14 protein-coding genes are annotated in these 15,575 nt (G+C 66.7%); 10 read left to right on the top strand and 4 right to left on the bottom strand.

Features of this window, described 5'->3' with window-relative positions; translation table 11 throughout:
• Nucleotides 1-56 precede the first annotated feature (56 nt).
• The 3 genes from BLS50_RS26140 to BLS50_RS26150 all read left to right on the top strand — a co-directional run bounded on the left by BLS50_RS26140 (nucleotide 57) and on the right by BLS50_RS26150 (nucleotide 3,117).
• Entirely contained in the window at nucleotides 57-926 is an 870-nt protein-coding gene (locus tag BLS50_RS26140) for a thiol-disulfide oxidoreductase DCC family protein (RefSeq protein WP_074805189.1), read from the top strand.
• A complete protein-coding gene (locus BLS50_RS26145) occupies nucleotides 923-2,422 on the top strand; it encodes a TIGR01777 family oxidoreductase (RefSeq protein ID WP_074805192.1) in 1,500 nt (499 codons plus the stop codon). Before BLS50_RS26140 ends, BLS50_RS26145 begins: the two co-directional genes overlap by 4 nt.
• A 71-nt stretch (nucleotides 2,423-2,493) precedes the next feature.
• On the top strand, nucleotides 2,494-3,117 hold the full coding sequence (locus BLS50_RS26150) for a glutathione S-transferase family protein (protein WP_074805195.1): 624 nt from the start codon (nucleotides 2,494-2,496) through the stop codon (nucleotides 3,115-3,117).
• 80 nt (nucleotides 3,118-3,197) lie between these two features.
• On the opposite strand, the gene BLS50_RS26155 is transcribed toward BLS50_RS26150, so the two are convergent.
• Nucleotides 3,198-4,619, bottom strand: a complete 1,422-nt coding sequence (locus BLS50_RS26155; protein WP_074805198.1) for a serine hydrolase domain-containing protein — start codon at nucleotides 4,617-4,619, stop codon at nucleotides 3,198-3,200.
• Nucleotides 4,620-4,873: 254 nt separating this feature from the next.
• On the opposite strand from BLS50_RS26155, the gene BLS50_RS26165 reads away from it, so the two are divergent.
• From BLS50_RS26165 to BLS50_RS26180, 5 genes are all read left to right on the top strand, one after another.
• Nucleotides 4,874-5,293: an HIT family protein gene (locus BLS50_RS26165; protein WP_011548975.1), complete on the top strand. Its 420-nt coding sequence runs from the start codon at nucleotides 4,874-4,876 to the stop codon at nucleotides 5,291-5,293.
• 252 nt (nucleotides 5,294-5,545) lie between these two features.
• Complete coding sequence (locus tag BLS50_RS36080) at nucleotides 5,546-5,710, top strand: hypothetical protein (RefSeq protein ID WP_162836114.1); 165 nt, start codon at nucleotides 5,546-5,548, stop codon at nucleotides 5,708-5,710.
• Nucleotides 5,711-5,864: 154 nt separating this feature from the next.
• Nucleotides 5,865-6,524 (top strand): methyltransferase family protein, encoded by a 660-nt coding sequence (locus BLS50_RS26170; RefSeq protein WP_074805203.1) that lies wholly within the window; start codon nucleotides 5,865-5,867, stop codon nucleotides 6,522-6,524.
• A 377-nt stretch (nucleotides 6,525-6,901) separates the two neighbouring features.
• On the top strand, nucleotides 6,902-7,339 hold the full coding sequence (locus tag BLS50_RS26175) for a hypothetical protein (RefSeq protein WP_006496212.1): 438 nt from the start codon (nucleotides 6,902-6,904) through the stop codon (nucleotides 7,337-7,339).
• An 858-nt stretch (nucleotides 7,340-8,197) separates the two neighbouring features.
• Nucleotides 8,198-9,034 (top strand): bifunctional allantoicase/(S)-ureidoglycine aminohydrolase, encoded by an 837-nt coding sequence (locus BLS50_RS26180; protein WP_074805206.1) that lies wholly within the window; start codon nucleotides 8,198-8,200, stop codon nucleotides 9,032-9,034.
• A 259-nt stretch (nucleotides 9,035-9,293) separates the two neighbouring features.
• Here the strand turns inward: BLS50_RS26180 and BLS50_RS26185 are convergent, their stop codons facing one another.
• Together BLS50_RS26185 and BLS50_RS26190 are read right to left on the bottom strand one after the other, a co-directional pair.
• Complete coding sequence (locus BLS50_RS26185; RefSeq protein WP_074805209.1) at nucleotides 9,294-10,988, bottom strand: hypothetical protein; 1,695 nt, start codon at nucleotides 10,986-10,988, stop codon at nucleotides 9,294-9,296.
• Nucleotides 10,989-11,290: 302 nt separating this feature from the next.
• Nucleotides 11,291-12,085: an aminoglycoside phosphotransferase family protein gene (locus BLS50_RS26190; RefSeq protein ID WP_176934302.1), complete on the bottom strand. Its 795-nt coding sequence runs from the start codon at nucleotides 12,083-12,085 to the stop codon at nucleotides 11,291-11,293.
• Nucleotides 12,086-12,314: 229 nt separating this feature from the next.
• Here BLS50_RS26190 and BLS50_RS26195 point away from each other — a divergent pair, with 229 nt between their 5' ends.
• Together BLS50_RS26195 and BLS50_RS26200 are read left to right on the top strand one after the other, a co-directional pair.
• The gene (locus BLS50_RS26195; RefSeq protein WP_074805212.1) at nucleotides 12,315-14,444 is read left to right on the top strand and encodes a penicillin-binding protein 1A; all 2,130 of its coding nucleotides are present in this window, start codon (nucleotides 12,315-12,317) and stop codon (nucleotides 14,442-14,444) included.
• An 8-nt stretch (nucleotides 14,445-14,452) separates the two neighbouring features.
• Nucleotides 14,453-15,064 carry a trimeric intracellular cation channel family protein gene (locus tag BLS50_RS26200; RefSeq protein ID WP_074805215.1) on the top strand — a complete coding sequence of 204 codons (612 nt, stop codon included), beginning with the start codon at nucleotides 14,453-14,455 and terminating at the stop codon, nucleotides 15,062-15,064.
• 31 nt (nucleotides 15,065-15,095) lie between these two features.
• On the opposite strand, the gene BLS50_RS26205 is transcribed toward BLS50_RS26200, so the two are convergent.
• Complete coding sequence (locus BLS50_RS26205; protein ID WP_027805877.1) at nucleotides 15,096-15,485, bottom strand: VOC family protein; 390 nt, start codon at nucleotides 15,483-15,485, stop codon at nucleotides 15,096-15,098.
• Nucleotides 15,486-15,575 lie beyond the last annotated feature (90 nt).

Below are 15,575 nucleotides of genomic sequence, written 5' to 3' on the forward strand. Positions count from 1 at the left end.
CGGGACAGCAGTCGATCGGTTCATGATGCTTGCGAAAAGAAGAAGGAGTGCAAAGCATGAATGCAAATGAATTGGTGCTGTATTTCGATGGGCGATGTCCGTTATGCGTCGCGGAAATCCGGCGTCTCGGCGAGCACGACGTGCGACACCGGCTCGCGTTCGTCGACATCGCCGAGCCGGGTTTCGATCCGGCGCCGCTGGGCGTCGACCTGCCCGCGCTGAATCGCGAACTGCATGCGCGTCTACCCGACGGACGCATGCTGACCGGCATCGACAGCATCCTCGCTGCTCACACGCTACTCGGCCGTCGCGGGCTCGTCCGGCTGCTTCGCGTGCCGGCGATGCGTGCCGTATTCGCATCGCTGTATCGCCGCCTGGCGGGCAATCGGCAAGCGGTATGGCGGTGGCTCGGGTATCGCGCAGAAGCCTGCTGCGAAGGCGGTACGTGCAGCATCGGCAGGAACGCCGAAAGCGCAGCAGCGAATCGCCCGCCACAAGACATCCCGCGCCGCATCGTCGTGCGCTGGATGTACGCAGCCGCAATCGTGCATCTGCTCGTCGGCGTGGTGCTCCCGTGGATCGCGGGCGCATCCTGGCTCGACGCGTATCACCGCGGCATCGAGCGCCATTTCTGGTCGGCAGCGGCACCCGGAGCCGCGCGTGCCCAGCAGGTCTGGTGGATGTCGCTGCTCGGCGCGACGGTGCAGTGCGCCGCGATCTGGATGCTCGCGCTCGTCCATCTCGGCAACCGGTTACGGAAACGGGAAGTCTGGGGCTGGCTGCTGGCCGGCCTGGTGATCTGGGCGCCGCAGGACATGCTGTTGTCGTGGCAGGCGCAGGTGTGGGGCCATGTAGTGATCGACGTCGTCGCGCTCGTCGCGATGGTGCCGCCGCTGGTCTGGCTGTGGAGGAGGGATACCGCATGAACACGTTGCCTGCTTTCGACTGGGCGCTCAACCTGCTGATCGTGCAGGGCGCGATGGGCGCATTCGATACGCTCTACCATCACGAACTCACGCAGGACCTGCCGCACAGCCCGCGCGCGCGGCTCGAACTGGCGATTCACGCGGTACGGTCCGTGCTCTACGGCCTCGTGTTCGCGTCGATCGCGAACGTCGCATTTCATGGCGCGTGGGTCGCGGCCCTCGCGGCGGTCGTGTTCGTCGAGGTGGTGCTGACGTTGTGGGATTTCATCGTCGAGGACCAGAGCCGCAAGCTGCCGGCGACCGAGCGCGTGCTGCACACGCTGCTGGCCGTCAACGGCGGCGCGCTGTTCGGGATGATCGCGATGCAACTCGCCGCGTGGGCGGCCGAGCCGACGGCGCTGCACGCGATCGACGTCGGCTGGCGCGGCTGGCTGCTCAACCTGTTTGCCGTCGGCGTGACGGTATCGGGCGTGCGCGACGGGATCGCCGCGTGCCGCCTCGCGCGCCGCGCGCCGGACGCCAACCCGTTCGCGGGGCAGCGGCCCGGCCACGTGCTCGTCACCGGCGGCACCGGCTTCATCGGCGAAACGCTCGTCAACCAGCTGCTCGACGCAGGGCAGACGGTCACGTTGCTGGCGCGCGATCCGCTGCGCGCCGCCTGCCTCTTTCAAGGCCGCGTGCGCAGCGTGACGTCCATCGACCAGTTGCAGCCGCACGAGCGCTTCGACACGGTCGTCAATCTCGCCGGCGCGCCGGTGCTGGGCGCGCGCTGGAGCAAGCGCCGGCAGGCGCTGCTGCTCGCCAGCCGCGTCGGCGTGACGCAGGCGCTGATGCGCTGGGTGGAAACCGCCGAGGTCAAGCCGCGCACGTGGATCCAGGCGTCCGCGATCGGCTACTACGGCGTGCGGCCGGGCGACGAACGGCTCGACGAAGGCAGCAGCGCAGGCACCGGTTTCATGTCGGATCTGTGCCGGCGGTGGGAGGCGGCCGCCCAGCCGCTCGAGCGGCACGGCGTGCGCGCGGTGGTGCTGCGGCTGGGCATCGTGTTCGGCCCCGGCGGCGCGTTGCGCCCGATGCTGCTGCCGCATTACTTCGGGCTGGGCGGCCGCTTCGGCGACGGTGCGCAGGTGATGAGCTGGATTCACCGCGACGACGTGCTGCGAATCGTGGCGCGCGCGATGTCGAATCCGGGCATGCACGGCGTCTACAACGCGGTCGCACCGGTGCCGCTGACCCAGCGCGCATTCGTGCAGGTCGTGACGAAGGTGCTGCGCCGCCCCGCATTTCTGCACATGCCCGCCGCGCCGCTGCGCGCCGCGATGGGCGAGATGGCCGAGCTGCTGCTGGACGGGCAGCGCGTGATGCCGGCACGCCTGCATCAGGACGGGTTCATGTTCCGCTTCCCGACGGCCGAGCACGCGCTGCGTGACCTGACGAACCGGCCGCACACCGATTTCGCGCCCGCGGTCTGCCGTTTCCCGCGCGGTCGTGTATAAATCGGCGTGAACCCGTTCGGAGCGTGTCGTGCGCCCCGAACACGCCGCACCCGACCTCACAAGGAGACTGCATGCTGCACGTCCTCGGCAAGATTCCGTCCATCAACGTCCGCAAGGTGCTGTGGCTGTGCACCGAACTGAACCTGCCGTTCGAACAGGAAGACTGGGGCGCGGGCTTCCGCACGACCCACGATCCGGCCTATCTCGCGCTGAATCCGAACGCGCTCGTGCCCGTCATCAAGGACGACGATTTCGTGCTCTGGGAATCGAACACGATCATCCGCTACCTCGCGAACCGCTACGGCGGCGATGCGCTGTATCCGGCCGAGCCGCAGGCGCGTGCGCGGGTCGACCAGTGGATCGACTGGCAGGGTTCGGACCTGAACCGCTCGTGGGTCGGCGCCTTCCTCGGCCTCGTGCGCAAGTCGCCCGACCACCAGGATCCGAACGGCATCGCACAGTCGATCGCCGGCTGGACGACGCACATGCGCGTGCTGAATGCGCAACTCGAAAGGACCGGCGCGTACGTGGCCGGCAACACCTTCACGCTCGCGGATATTCCGATCGGCCTGTCGGCGAACCGCTGGTTCGGCACGCCGTTCGATCATCCGGACCTGCCGGCGGTGTCGCGCTATGTCGAACGTCTTGCGACGCGTGAAGGTTTCAGGCAATACGGCGGCAGCGCGAATCCGTAACGCAGCGCGGGTCGCGCTTGAAGCGGCGGTAGGGCAATCGCCGCCGCTTCACGATCGATTCACCGGCGCGCCTTCCGTCGTCACGCACCGGGCGCCGGCACCGCATCGAGCACGCGGGCGAGAAACGCCTCGTGATTCCACGCGGCTTCCGGCCGCGACAGCCCGAGCCGCACGACCACCAGCTCGCGGCTCGGCACCACGCTCACGAACTGGCCTTCATGGCCGACCGCATGAAACGCGTCGGCCGGCATCGCCCGCGCGTGCGGATCGCGATCGTTGAACGGCTCCGGCACCTTGACCCACGGCTGCGCGCCGAATTCCTGCCGCGACGACTGCGGCGTCGCGCGCGTCAGGTAGCGCACCCAGCCTTCCGGCAGCAGCCGCTGCCCGTTCCACACGCCGTCCTGCAGCAGAAGCTGCCCGAAGCGCGCCCAGTCGCGTGCGCTCGCATACATGTACGACGCGCTGACGAGCGTGCCGGACGCGTCGGGCTCGAACACCGCGCTGCGCATCCCGAGCGGCGCGAACAGCGCGCGGCGCGGAAACGCGAGATAGTCGGCGTCGCTGCCGCCCAGCGCTTCGCGCATCACGCGTGCGACGATCGCACTCGTGCCGCTCGAATACGACCACCGTGTGCCGGGCGTCGCCGCCAGCGGCTTCGCCGACGCGAACCGCGCGGTATCGGGCTGCGTGAACAGCATCACCGCGACGTCGGACAGCGGGTCGTCATAGTCCTCGTTGAACTGCAGGCCGCTCGTCATCCGCAGCAGCTCGTCGAGCGTGATGGCCGCGCGCGGATCGCCGCTGCCGCGCCATTCGGGCAGCAGCGCCGACGCGTCCGGCGACAGCTTGTGCTGCGCGACCAGCGTGCCGACCAGCGCGGCCGTGACGGTCTTCGTCATCGACCAGCCGGGCAGCGGCGTATCGGCCGTGAAGCCGGGCGCATAGCGTTCGGCGATCACGTGGCCGCGCCACATCACGACGACCGCGCGCGTGCGCCGCGGCCGCGCCGGATCGGGTTCGTCGAATGCGCGGTCGAGCGCGGTCTGCAACTGGTGCGCGTCGATGCCGGCGGGCGGCGTGGCAGGTGCGGGCGGGTCGGGCGGCGCGACCGGCGGATCGGGGAGGGGCGGTAACGCGGCGGGCAAGGTGGCCGCCGCCGCGCCGGTCGGGGCCCCGAGTGCGAGCGTGCAGCCGAGCCCGGGCCGGAAGTCGGCTTCGCGTTCGGCGAAGCCGGCGAAGGTCGCCACCGCGCGATGATGGTCGGGATCGAGCGACGGTCGCACCAGTTTCAGCAACGGATGGACGCCGGCCATGATGTCGACGTCGATTACGGACGCGGCCGGGCGGCCCGACACGAACACGCCCGAACACAGCGCCTTGGCCGCATAGCCGGTCGCGATCGGCGCGAGCCGGGACAGCATATGGCCCGTGTAGCCGATCGCGGCCACGAGCGCGAGCGCGGCACCGCGCAGCATCAGCTTCTTGAGGGGAATCGTCATGCGCGAGCGTCCTCGGTGGCGTGCCGGCCGGCAACGATCCGGCAGTGTCGCAGGTTCGGGCGAGGCGGTGCAATCGCGGCCGCGTGACGCGTGACGCGCGACGGTGATGACGGTCGCAGGCGTTCGCGCTGCCGCGTGCCCGACGGTTCGGCCGGCGTCGCGTGGCGGCGAGTTGATATCGGGCCGGCCATCGGCCGATAATCGTCCGGCATTGCTCTCCCAGTCCCACTGTCCAACCGAGATCGGAAAACGCCATGTCCTACGACAACAACAACCCGTTCGCCCGAATCCTGCGCGGCGAACTGCCGTGCGTGAAGGTCGCCGAAGACGACGCGACGCTCGCGATCATGGATCTGATGCCGCAGGCCGACGGTCACGTGCTCGTGATCCCGAAGGAGCCGGCCGCGCAGATCTTCGAGCTGTCCGGCGACGCGGCCGCGGCCGGTATCCGCATGACGCAGCGCGTCGCGGCGGCGGTGCGCGCGGCGCTCGAGCCGGACGGCGTGTTCATCGGCCAGTTCAACGGCGCGGCAGCCGGCCAGACCGTCCCGCACGTGCATTTCCACGTGATTCCGCGCTGGGAAGGCGCCGAGCTGCGGATGCATGCGCGCGACGTCGCCGACGCGGCGACGCTCGAAGCGCTCGCGCAGCGCATTCGTGCCCGCTTCGTGTAACAGCCCCAGCGCTGTCGGCGCGGCCGCCGCCCACCGGCGGGCCGTTGCGCCGACCCAGCCTGTTTCAGCGGTCACACGGGGTAACACGTGTAACGGCCCGGGAAACTCGGCCGGCCACGCCCGGCGCTAGACTCCGCGCATTGTTTCATCGAGCGACAGGAAGGGGCGTTGCCTCTTCGTGCCGGCCGCCGCGTGGTGCGGCGGCGCGGCCTTCGCGCGGTGCCATTGGTCTTTCGCGCCGGGAATCGAGCCATGTCCAGACTTCTCATCACGCTTGCCCTGATCGGCGGCCTGTCCGGCTGCTACGTCGCGCCGCCGTACGGCTACGCGCCCGCGCCGGCCTACTACGGCTATGCGCCCGCGTATTACGCGCCGCCCGTCAGTGTCGGGATCGGCGGCAATTTCCGTATTCGCTGATCGGTCGCGGCGCGCCGACCGGCCGTCCTGGCCCGGTCGGCCGCCTTCGGCCTGACGATGCGCGCGAACTCCCGCGCCATATGACGGCCGCGCACGGCGCGCGGTGTGCGCAGTTCCTATACTTCACAGGAAAGCGCATCCCCGCGAGGCCGTCATGACAGTCACCCCCAAGGTCATCGTCCTGTCGAGCGTAGCCACGCTCGTCTATCTCGGGCTCGCCGTGCTCGGCAGCGGCGGGTTTGCCGCGTTCTTCTCGCATCCTCAACTGACCGTCGTCGCGATCGCGACCCTTGTGATGGCCGTCGCCGCGCTGTTCACCGAAGGCAACCTGAGCAGCGGCGAACGCGAGAACCGCGACAACCGCTGGGTGCTCGCGGCCTTCGCGGTGAGCGGCTTCCTGCTCGCGTACCTGCCGGCGCTGACCGACCGGCTCGACGTCTGGACTTTCGGCGGCGATACGGTGCGCTGGATCGGCGTAGGGCTGTACCTCGCGGGCGGCGTGCTGCGCATGTGGCCCGTGTTCGTGCTCGGCAAACGCTTCAGCGGGCTCGTCGCGATCCAGCCGGGCCATACGCTCGTGACCGGCGGCATCTACAGCCGCATCCGCAATCCCAGCTATCTCGGCCTGGTCGTCAATTCGCTCGGCTGGGCGCTGGTGTTCCGCTCGGGCGTCGGCGTACTGCTGGTCGTGCTGACGCTCGTGCCGCTCGTCGCGCGAATCCGCTCGGAGGAAGCATTGCTGCGTTCGCAATTCGGCGCCGAATACGACGCGTATTGCGCGCGGACGTGGCGGTTGCTGCCCGGCGTGTACTGACCCCGTCATCTTTTCTCTCGCGGTCGTCCGGATGCCCGTTACCGGCGTGTGCGGATGTGTTGCCGCGTGTGTCTCGAACGTGCGATCGCGTGCATGATCGGCGTGTCGCGACGTGGGGTCAGACTGCCGCCGGAGCCAATCCCGACAAGGGTTTCAGCCGGATTCGGCGGGTACGTTGAATGTCTGTGATTCGTAAACAACTTGTTACCACAATGTCTACGGCAGGAATGCGGGACCGGTGCTATTCTTCGCCGCAAGCTCATTGAAATGAATTGGTCCGCAGTCCGGCACAATGCCTGGCCCGACGTCGATCGATTCAGATCGTCGTACCGAGCGGACCTCGATAACCAGAATTGCGAACAAGGAAGAATACGGGAATGTGGAAGAAAATCGCCCCCGCTCTCGTCGTCGCCGCGTTGACCGGCGCGACTGCACTGCCGGCAATGGCCGGTGACTTGAACAACGCGCTCGGCGGCGCGCTCGGCGGGGTTGCCGGCGCAGCGGTCGGCGGCGCGGTCGGCGGCAGCACCGGCTCCGTCATCGGCGGCGCGATCGGCGGCGGCGCCGGCGGCGCGGTGACGTCGAACCGTCGCGAGCGCACCGGCGCGATCATCGGCGGCGCCCTCGGCGGCGGCGCGGGTACCGCGGCAGGCAACGCGATGGGCGGCCGCACGGGCGGCCTGCTGGGCGCGGCGGTCGGCGGCGGCGCCGGCGCGGCACTCGGCGGCAACATGTCGCGCAGCTCGTACGATCGCGATCACGGCGACCGCGGCTACCGTCACCGCAAGCATCGTCACCACCGCGACTGGGACTGATCGTCGCTGGCGCGGCACGGTGCGCGACCGCGCACCGGCGCGCCGACGGCGTCGGTATCCCGACGCGAGCTTCCGCCCGGCGCCCTGCCGGGCCGCTTCGCCGGCCAGACCGGCGATTCTCTTCCGGCTTCGATCAGCCGTTGCCAAATGCCCGATCGACGGGCCGGCAATTCTCCTCCTGCTGTTTTCTCCGCTTCTCGACGATCTCGCGTGCCGCGTCCCAATGCGCGCGGACGGGGTTGGCCGAATCACGCCTGCTTTTTCTTCGCCGCGTCGGCTCGTTCCAACCTGACGTGACCGTCTCCGTGCGACCCTCACGCCGCGATCCGCTGCCGCGCATGTATCGACCGCTTTCGCGTCGCCCTGCGTAACGGGATGCATCGAGACCAGCGCGTGTCTCGCCGCATTGCCGTGCGCTCACGCATCGCGCGAACATCGCGACCGTCAGGATTTCCCTGATAGTCGGCACGCCGCGCAACGCATGCCGACCGCGTATCGCGGCCGCCGGCCGGTAGTGGGAAATCGAATGGATGTCATCGCAACATTTAATTGGTCGATCGCAATCGACTTCGCTATCGTCGGCGATGCTCGCGTACGGAGCCGAACCGTGCCGCCATCCGCGCCTCGCCGCCTGACCGGCGAGCGCCGCGGCCCGGCCGCCGGCCCGACAACCCGGGCCGCCGTGTCTGCTGAACCGGACGGACCCGACGCGAAGCCTGGCCGACCGACCGAAGGCGCATGCGTCTTCAAGCCACCCCGGCAACGATGTCCCGCCGTCGCATGCGTGCCCCACGCGCATGCGAACCGCCCGATGCCGTTTGCGCCCGGGGCCGGACCAACCCATTGCCTGGATGCAATATGTCTAAGACAACGTATTACGCGCCGCACGGCGGCCACCCGCCGCAGACGGATCTGCTGACCGATCGCGCGATGTTCACCGAGGCGTACGCGGTGATCCCGAAGGGGGTGATGCGCGACATCGTCACGAGCTGGCTGCCGTTCTGGACCCACACGCGCCTGTGGGTGATCGCCCGCCCGCTGTCGGGTTTCGCGGAAACCTTCTCGCAGTACATCGTCGAAGTGAACCCGGGCGGCGGCAGCGACAAGCCCGAGCAGGACAAGAACGCCGAAGCCGTGCTGTTCGTCGTCGAAGGCGAAGCCGAGCTGACGCTCCAAGGCCAGAAGCACACGCTGAAACCGGGCGGTTACGCGTTCATTCCGCCGGGCGCGGACTGGACGCTGCACAACGTCAGCGATGCCGCGGTGCGTTTCCACTGGGTGCGCAAGCACTATCAGGCGGTTGACGGCATTCCGCTGCCGGAAGCGTTCGTGACCAACGAGCAGGACGTCGAGCCGATCCCGATGCCGGGCACCAACGGCGCATGGGTGACGACGCGCTTCGTCGACATGAGCGACATGCGTCACGACATGCACGTGAACATCGTGACGTTCGAGCCGGGCGGCGTGATTCCGTTCGCCGAAACGCACGTGATGGAGCACGGCCTGTACGTGCTGGAAGGCAAGGCGGTCTATCGGCTGAACCAGGACTGGGTCGAGGTGGAAGCCGGCGACTTCATGTGGCTGCGTGCGTTTTGCCCGCAAGCGTGTTATTCGGGCGGGCCTGGGCGGTTCCGTTATCTGCTGTACAAGGATGTGAACCGTCACATGAACTTGTTGCTGAATCCGGCGCGCTGAAGCGCGGCGCAAGTCGGATATGAAAACCCGTCGGTGTGAGCCGGCGGGTTTTTTTTCGGGGTTCCGCGCGGGTTTCCTTGGATGTCGGGTGGCGACCCGATTGAGCCATTCGACTTTGCGACCGCAAGACGGCTGTTTTCGAAATACTACGGCCCTTCATCGTGTCGGCTCGGCCGACAGTGTCGAAGGCAATCTTGGTCGCGTTGCTGGATCGCCGCGAATCGCTACCGAGGTAGAATCAGCACTTTGCTTGAGACGACTACAACTTACGCTTGCCGACATGCTGAAAAAGGAGCCCGGTCGGTGACGCCGCCCGCACTTTCTGTTCAGCAGCAATTTGAGTGTATTTGGTCTTTATGTCTTTCAGGTTTGGCAGTCCGATTTGACTAACCATCGCGGCGGCGACGCCCCAAACAGGATTATTAGTAATCGTTGCAGCGGCGATGCCGACAGCGCCCACCGCGAGACAAGCTGGAACGTCCAGTCCAAACAGTTTTAGCTTCTTGTTTCGTGCTTCCAAGAGATCCGCTTGATGCTTCTCAAACGCACGATCGAGATTGCTGACGACTTGATCCGCGGTTCGGAAATAGTTGTTCGGGTCGGCCTTGATTAACTCGGAAACTCCGGTTCCAAGCAGAGAGCGGATTTCGTCCATCAAACCATTTCTCCGGAGTTCGAGCACAGCCTGTACGGGGACGTTTCCGAGCCACGACAGATTTTTGTCACGCTCATGGGCCAACGCGTGTACGACGTGCATGCTCTGGGCTCGCTCTTCCCCTTGAGCTCCCGTCGGTTGCCCTTCGTAGTCGAGAAGCCACGTGTAATATTTCCACGACGTTTCGGCGTTGATCAGCGGCGTTCCGCCAAAGTGGATGGCGTTTTGCTGCGCCCCGAGGGCTTGCGACATTCGTCCGAGACAGCTTTGCAGGACATGATTTCCGGCAATGCCTTTATCCATGCCGGGAATCATCGTAGTCTCTTCATCGACGGCGCGATGCAGTTGCTCGCGCGCCGTATATCCCCAGTCGGTATCGAAGACCAGACGGTCTGAACCCTTAAGTTCCGCGATGACCTGGTCGATCGTCTGTAGTTTTTCGCAGAATTCCTTGAGATGATCAACCGATTCGAACTGACGATGGAACAGATATTCTGCGTGTTTCAAGGCCGAAGGCATCGCTCGCTTCACCAGAGTCTTTCGTTCTTCGGTATGGATATCGTCATGATTGGGCAGCACTAACGCCACTGGCGGATCGAATTCAGCCGTTGCGATCCCCCGATATGTCATTGCCGTCAGCATGTGCTTGATCAGCATACTCGCCACTTCGCGATCTGATGCTATCCCAATCATTGGAGCAATTCTCAGGATCGGACATGGAAGAATGATCGTGTCGACGTAGAGACCCGCGGTCGACACAGCGTTTTCCCAATGCGCCGGAAAGAGATCGCCACAAAAAGCGGCTTTCAATTGCTCACCGTCCTGCAAGTGATACGATCCTGAATCGAAGACGCCTGCCCAAAACTCGCGTAAAGCGTCAACAAAGTCTGGCAGGTTATCTGTAAGATTTTTTACGAAGTCGCTGTTCTCGCGCATCCCGTGCGCGACCTGCGCAGGGTCAACCCCAGCCTTCTGCATTTGTTCAAACAGCCAGCCGAACTCTTGGAAGAGAAAATCAAAATAGAGCCCTTGGATCTGAGCTAGGCTGATGCTGCTTTTGGCCTCGTCTCGATACTGCATTGCGCGAATGGCCAATGTAGCCGCGCGCACGCGGCCGTCCACAGTATTTGGATCGACTTTCCCATCCGGACGCAGTCGGATGGCCTGCATGCTCTTCGTGAAGCCTTCGACAAGCTGTCCGGCGAACCGCATCTTGCCTTGCTCGATCCGCTCCCGCAGGAGAAATACTCGATCAGTAAGGTCTTGGACTTCTTCTTCCGTGTATAAGCGTTTTTCCATCTTTTCCCCGGAGTTCAATCGGTGCCAACGAGCTGCTAGAGTTTAACCGCTCCTCCAAACGTAGACTTCTCGATAGCCGCTATTCGGCAGGGCAGTTTCCGCGACATATGACACGTCGAATTTGGCCGACCAAGTGACCGTTCAACACCGCAAACTGAATGGCTGCTTTCCGGTGCAGGACCGTCGCCTGAGTGTCCAGCCAACGATCCCGGCGGATGACGCTTCCTGGCCGAAAGGCGCCGATTCTCTCCGCATTCCCCCGTAACTCGTAACGAGTCTGTTTTCATCGGCGATGTGTATCGCTACAGCCCGAGCGCCCCCGCCGCAAGCATCGCGACCGCCAGCCGCGTATCGGCCGGCAGCTCGTCTTCCATCAACCACACCGCCGACAGCCCCGACCACGCGAGAATCCATTGCAGCAGCCGGCGCCGGTCGAGTCCCGCGGCGTCAGCCACGAGCACAACGCGTCGCTCGAATCGCACGGGATCGACCGCGATGTCATGCGCAGGATTGCAGAACAGATTCGCGTAATCGAACGCGCGCTCGCCGCGCAGCCCTTTCGGGTCGATTGCGCGCCAGCCGCGATCGCCGAAATGCAGGATGTTGTCGTGATGGATGTCGCCGTGCAGCACGACTTCGTCGACGGACGGCCCAGCCAGCAACTGACGAGCGATCGTTGCCGAGCGGCGCAGCGTGTCGTGGTCGGCATCGTTCCACAGCAGCGCGTAGAACCAGTCGTGCAGCGGCACGACCGGAGGCACCAGCGGCGCACGATGCGCGTGCAGCCGCGCGACGACGTCGCAAGCGATACGCATCGTATCGTCGTCGTGGCCCGCAGCCGACAACGCAGCCAGCGACGGCGCCGGCTGCGCGCGTTCGAGCAGGATCGCGTCGCCGTCGTGCTGCCACACCTGCGCGGCGCCTTGCCCGTTCCACCAGGCCATCAGCGCATTGCCGCGGCGCTCTTCGTCGCACGTCGCGACTTTCAGCATCGCGGGCCGCGCGTGCCAGACGACCGGCAGCAGGCCGCCGCTCGCGGTCAGGATCGGGCCGCCGTCGGGAATGAGGCCCCACAGGTCGAGATATCGATCGAACATCCGACGATGGTACAAGCGAACCGGCTCGCGCGCCCGCAACGACATGCCGCCGACCCGCATACCCGGTCCAAGCAGGACCTAAAGCGCTTTCCTAAATAAAATTTAGCCAGCCAAACTTTGGCTAAAGAATGTTCCGGTTTCGCGCCATCCCTTCGACAATGCGCGCCTTTCGTGACCGATCGGCGCCGCTCGCGCGCCGGCCGTCGCGGCACTGCAGAAGGAGCCCGACATGACCGATCCCACCGCCAACCCGTCGCCGCCGCCCGCGCCGCCATCCACACCGCCGCGCCGCCGCCGCATATGGCGCACGCTCGCGGGCGCGCTGCTCGGCCTGACGCTCGCGTGCGCGGGCATCGGCGCATGGACGATCGATCGCATCTGGACGCAGTTGCCGTCCGTCGAGCACCTGGCCGTCTATCGTCCCGCGCTGCCGCTGCGGATTTTCTCGCGCGACGGCGACCTGCTGGCCGAATACGGCGTCGAGCGGCGCGAGTTCGTGCCGCTCGAACGCATCCCGCCGCTGATGCGGCATGCGCTGCTCGCGGCCGAGGACGCGAAGTTCTACGAACACGGCCCGGTCGACATCGGCGGCCTTGCGCGCGCGACGTTCGCGAACGTCGTGACGGGGCAGCCGGGGCAGGGCGGCAGCACGATCACGATGCAGGTCGCGCGCAACTTCTACCTGACGCGCGACAAGGTGCTGAGCCGCAAGCTCGCCGAGATCCTGATGGCGGCCAAGCTCGAGCGCGAATACAGCAAGGACAAGCTGCTCGAGCTGTACATGAACGAGATCTATCTGGGCGAGCGCGCATACGGCTTCGCGGCCGCCGCGCACGTGTACTTCGGCAAGCCGCTCGACGCGCTGAGCGCGGGCGAGGCGGCCGTGCTCGCCGGGCTGCCGAAGGCGCCGTCCGCATTCAATCCGGTCGTCAACCCGGCCCGCGCGACCGCGCGGCGCAACTATGTGCTCGGCCGGATGCATGCGCTCGGCCAGCTCGACGAGGCGACGTATCGCGCGGCCGTCGACGCGCCGATCGCACTGGCGACCACGCCGCCGCCCGGCATCGTCGCGGCGCCGTACGTCGCCGAGCGGGCGCGCCGGATGATGGTCGAACGGTTTCATGACGACGCGTACACGCTCGGCCTCGACGTGACGACCACCATCTCGATGCGTGACCAGCGTGCAGCTGAAGCCGCGCTCGACCGTACGCTGAGCCGCCAGTCCCGCGCGAAGCGCGATATGCGCAACGGTCTCGAAGGCGCGCTCGTGTCGCTCGATGCGGCCACCGGCGACATGCTCGCGCTGGTCGGCGGCGCGGATTTCGATCGCAACGTGTTCGACCATGCGCTGCAGGCGTATCGCCAGCCGGGGTCGAGCTTCAAGCCGTTCGTCTATTCGGCGGCGCTGGAGAAGGGCTACTTCCCCGGCGTGCTCGTCGACGATACGCAGCGCACACTCACGCACGCGGAAACCGGCGCGCGGCCGTGGCGTCCGCGCAATTTCGGCAATCGCTACGAAGGCTTCATCCCGGTGCGGCGCGGGCTCGTGCGCTCGAAGAACCTGGTCGCGGTCAGCCTGATGCAGGCCACCGACGCGCGCTACGTGCAGCAGCATGCGGTGCATTTCGGCTTCGACGCGCAGCGCAATCCGGCGTCGCTGCCGCTCGCGCTCGGCGCGGGCGCCGTGACGCCGCTCGAACTCGCGAGCGCGTACAGCGTGTTCGCGAACGGCGGGACGCGGATGGAGCCGCGCCTGATCCTGTCGGTGAAGCAGCGGCACGGCGGCGCGATGTACGAGGCGACCGTGCCGGCGGGCGAGCGGGTCGTGTCGGCGCGCAATGCGTTCGTGATGGACAGCATGCTGCGCGACGTCGTGCGGGCCGGCACCGCGCGCGGCGCGCTCGCGCTGCGGCGTGACGACGCGGCGGGCAAGACGGGCACGTCGAACGGGTCGAAGGACGTATGGTTCGCCGGCTATTCGTCGGGCATCGTCGCGGTCGCGTGGCTCGGCTATGACACGCCGCGCCCGATGGGGCGCGCGACCGGCGCGACGCTGGCGCTGCCGGTGTGGCTCGACTACATGAAGACGGCCGTCGACGGGCGCACGCCGGTCGCTGCGACGCCGCCGCAGGACGTCGCGCTGGTGGACGGCGATTTCGTCTACGCCGAATACACGCGCGGCACGTGCACGGCCGACGTGCCGGCATATATCCGCAGCCGCTTTGCATGCGGCGGCGCGGCAGCCAGCGATGCGCCGGATGCGCCTGGCGATAACGACAAGCGCGATGAACCGATGCCCGCCGCCGTCGACGCGGCCGAGCGCGAACGCGTGCTCGACCTGTTCCGGACCGACGACTGACGCGCGCCATGCATACGCTCTATCTGATTGCGATCGTCGCGGAAGCGATGTCGGGCGCGCTGATGGGCATGCGCCGCGGGATGGACCGCTTCGGGCTCGCGCTCGTCGGCGCGGTGACGGCGCTCGGCGGCGGCACCGTGCGCGACGTGCTGCTCGGCCACTATCCGCTCGGCTGGATCGCGCATCCCGAATACCTGGTGATCACGCTGGTCGCGGCGACCGTCGCGTCGTGGGCGGCACGACACGTCGCGCGGATGAAGACGCTGTTCGTCACCGTCGATGCGATCGGCCTCGCGGCGTTCACGATCATCGGCTGCGACATCGGCGCGTCGACCGGCACGGCGCCGATCATCGTCGTGCTGGCCGGCGCGATCACGGGCGTGTGCGGCGGGATGCTGCGCGATTTACTCTGCAACGAGATGCCGCTGATCCTGCGCGAGGAGCTGTACGCGAGCGTCGCGTTCGTCACGGGTTCGCTGTACGTCGGGATGCAGTATCTCGGCATCGACGCGGGGTTGGCGACGCTCGTCGCATTGGCGGCAGGCTTCTCGATGCGGATGCTCGCCGTGCGGCTCGGCTGGAAGATGCGGAGCTTCGGCGCGGCGGACGTCGAGCATTGAGCGCTCGCGCCTGGGCTTGCCGCGCCGGCATTCAGTCCGGCTGCATCACCTGAAAGACGTTCCCTTCCGGATCGATGCCGTCGACCATCCGGTACGGAAAGCCGTCGTAGCGCTTGAGATCGCGCACGGTCACGCCGTCGCGGGCGAGTCGGTCGCGATACGTGTCGATATCGGCGTCGATCGTGAATACGAGTTTCACGTTGCTGGTGGCCGCGCTCGCGTTCGTGCTTGAGGATGCGGCTGCATGACGGAAGGCCGGGCCGGCCCGATGCAGCGCGAGTTCGATCGCACCCGCGTCGAGCACGGCCCATTCGCCGTCGATTTCCTCAACGACGGGTAGCGCGAAATGCCGTTGGTAGAACGCCTTCAGCAGCGCGACGTCGCGGACGTACAGGATGATGCGGGTCATCGGAAGCGGCACGGGGATTTCCTCGAAGGGGCGATACGACAGACCTGGAGAGAACGCCGCCGTCCAAGGTAGCGCACGGCATCGATCGACGCAATGATCATG

The sequence above is a fragment of the Burkholderia orbicola genome, from assembly GCF_900100915.1.
Lineage (GTDB): Bacteria > Pseudomonadota > Gammaproteobacteria > Burkholderiales > Burkholderiaceae > Burkholderia > Burkholderia orbicola.

Excerpts from the sequence above, each read along its gene's own strand:
- BLS50_RS26155 (WP_074805198.1), bottom strand. The coding sequence starts at position 4,619 with ATGACGATTCCCCTCAAGAAGCTGATGCTGCGCGGTGCCGCGCTCGCG.
- BLS50_RS26190 (WP_176934302.1), bottom strand. The coding sequence starts at position 12,085 with ATGTTCGATCGATATCTCGACCTGTGGGGCCTCATTCCCGACGGCGGC.
- BLS50_RS26165 (WP_011548975.1), top strand. The coding sequence starts at position 4,874 with ATGTCCTACGACAACAACAACCCGTTCGCCCGAATCCTGCGCGGCGAA.
- BLS50_RS36080 (WP_162836114.1), top strand. The coding sequence starts at position 5,546 with ATGTCCAGACTTCTCATCACGCTTGCCCTGATCGGCGGCCTGTCCGGC.
- BLS50_RS26195 (WP_074805212.1), top strand. The coding sequence starts at position 12,315 with ATGACCGATCCCACCGCCAACCCGTCGCCGCCGCCCGCGCCGCCATCC.
- BLS50_RS26150 (WP_074805195.1), top strand. The coding sequence starts at position 2,494 with ATGCTGCACGTCCTCGGCAAGATTCCGTCCATCAACGTCCGCAAGGTG.
- BLS50_RS26180 (WP_074805206.1), top strand. The coding sequence starts at position 8,198 with ATGTCTAAGACAACGTATTACGCGCCGCACGGCGGCCACCCGCCGCAG.
- BLS50_RS26140 (WP_074805189.1), top strand. The coding sequence starts at position 57 with ATGAATGCAAATGAATTGGTGCTGTATTTCGATGGGCGATGTCCGTTA.
- BLS50_RS26170 (WP_074805203.1), top strand. The coding sequence starts at position 5,865 with ATGACAGTCACCCCCAAGGTCATCGTCCTGTCGAGCGTAGCCACGCTC.
- BLS50_RS26185 (WP_074805209.1), bottom strand. The coding sequence starts at position 10,988 with ATGGAAAAACGCTTATACACGGAAGAAGAAGTCCAAGACCTTACTGAT.
- BLS50_RS26145 (WP_074805192.1), top strand. The coding sequence starts at position 923 with ATGAACACGTTGCCTGCTTTCGACTGGGCGCTCAACCTGCTGATCGTG.
- BLS50_RS26200 (WP_074805215.1), top strand. The coding sequence starts at position 14,453 with ATGCATACGCTCTATCTGATTGCGATCGTCGCGGAAGCGATGTCGGGC.
- BLS50_RS26175 (WP_006496212.1), top strand. The coding sequence starts at position 6,902 with ATGTGGAAGAAAATCGCCCCCGCTCTCGTCGTCGCCGCGTTGACCGGC.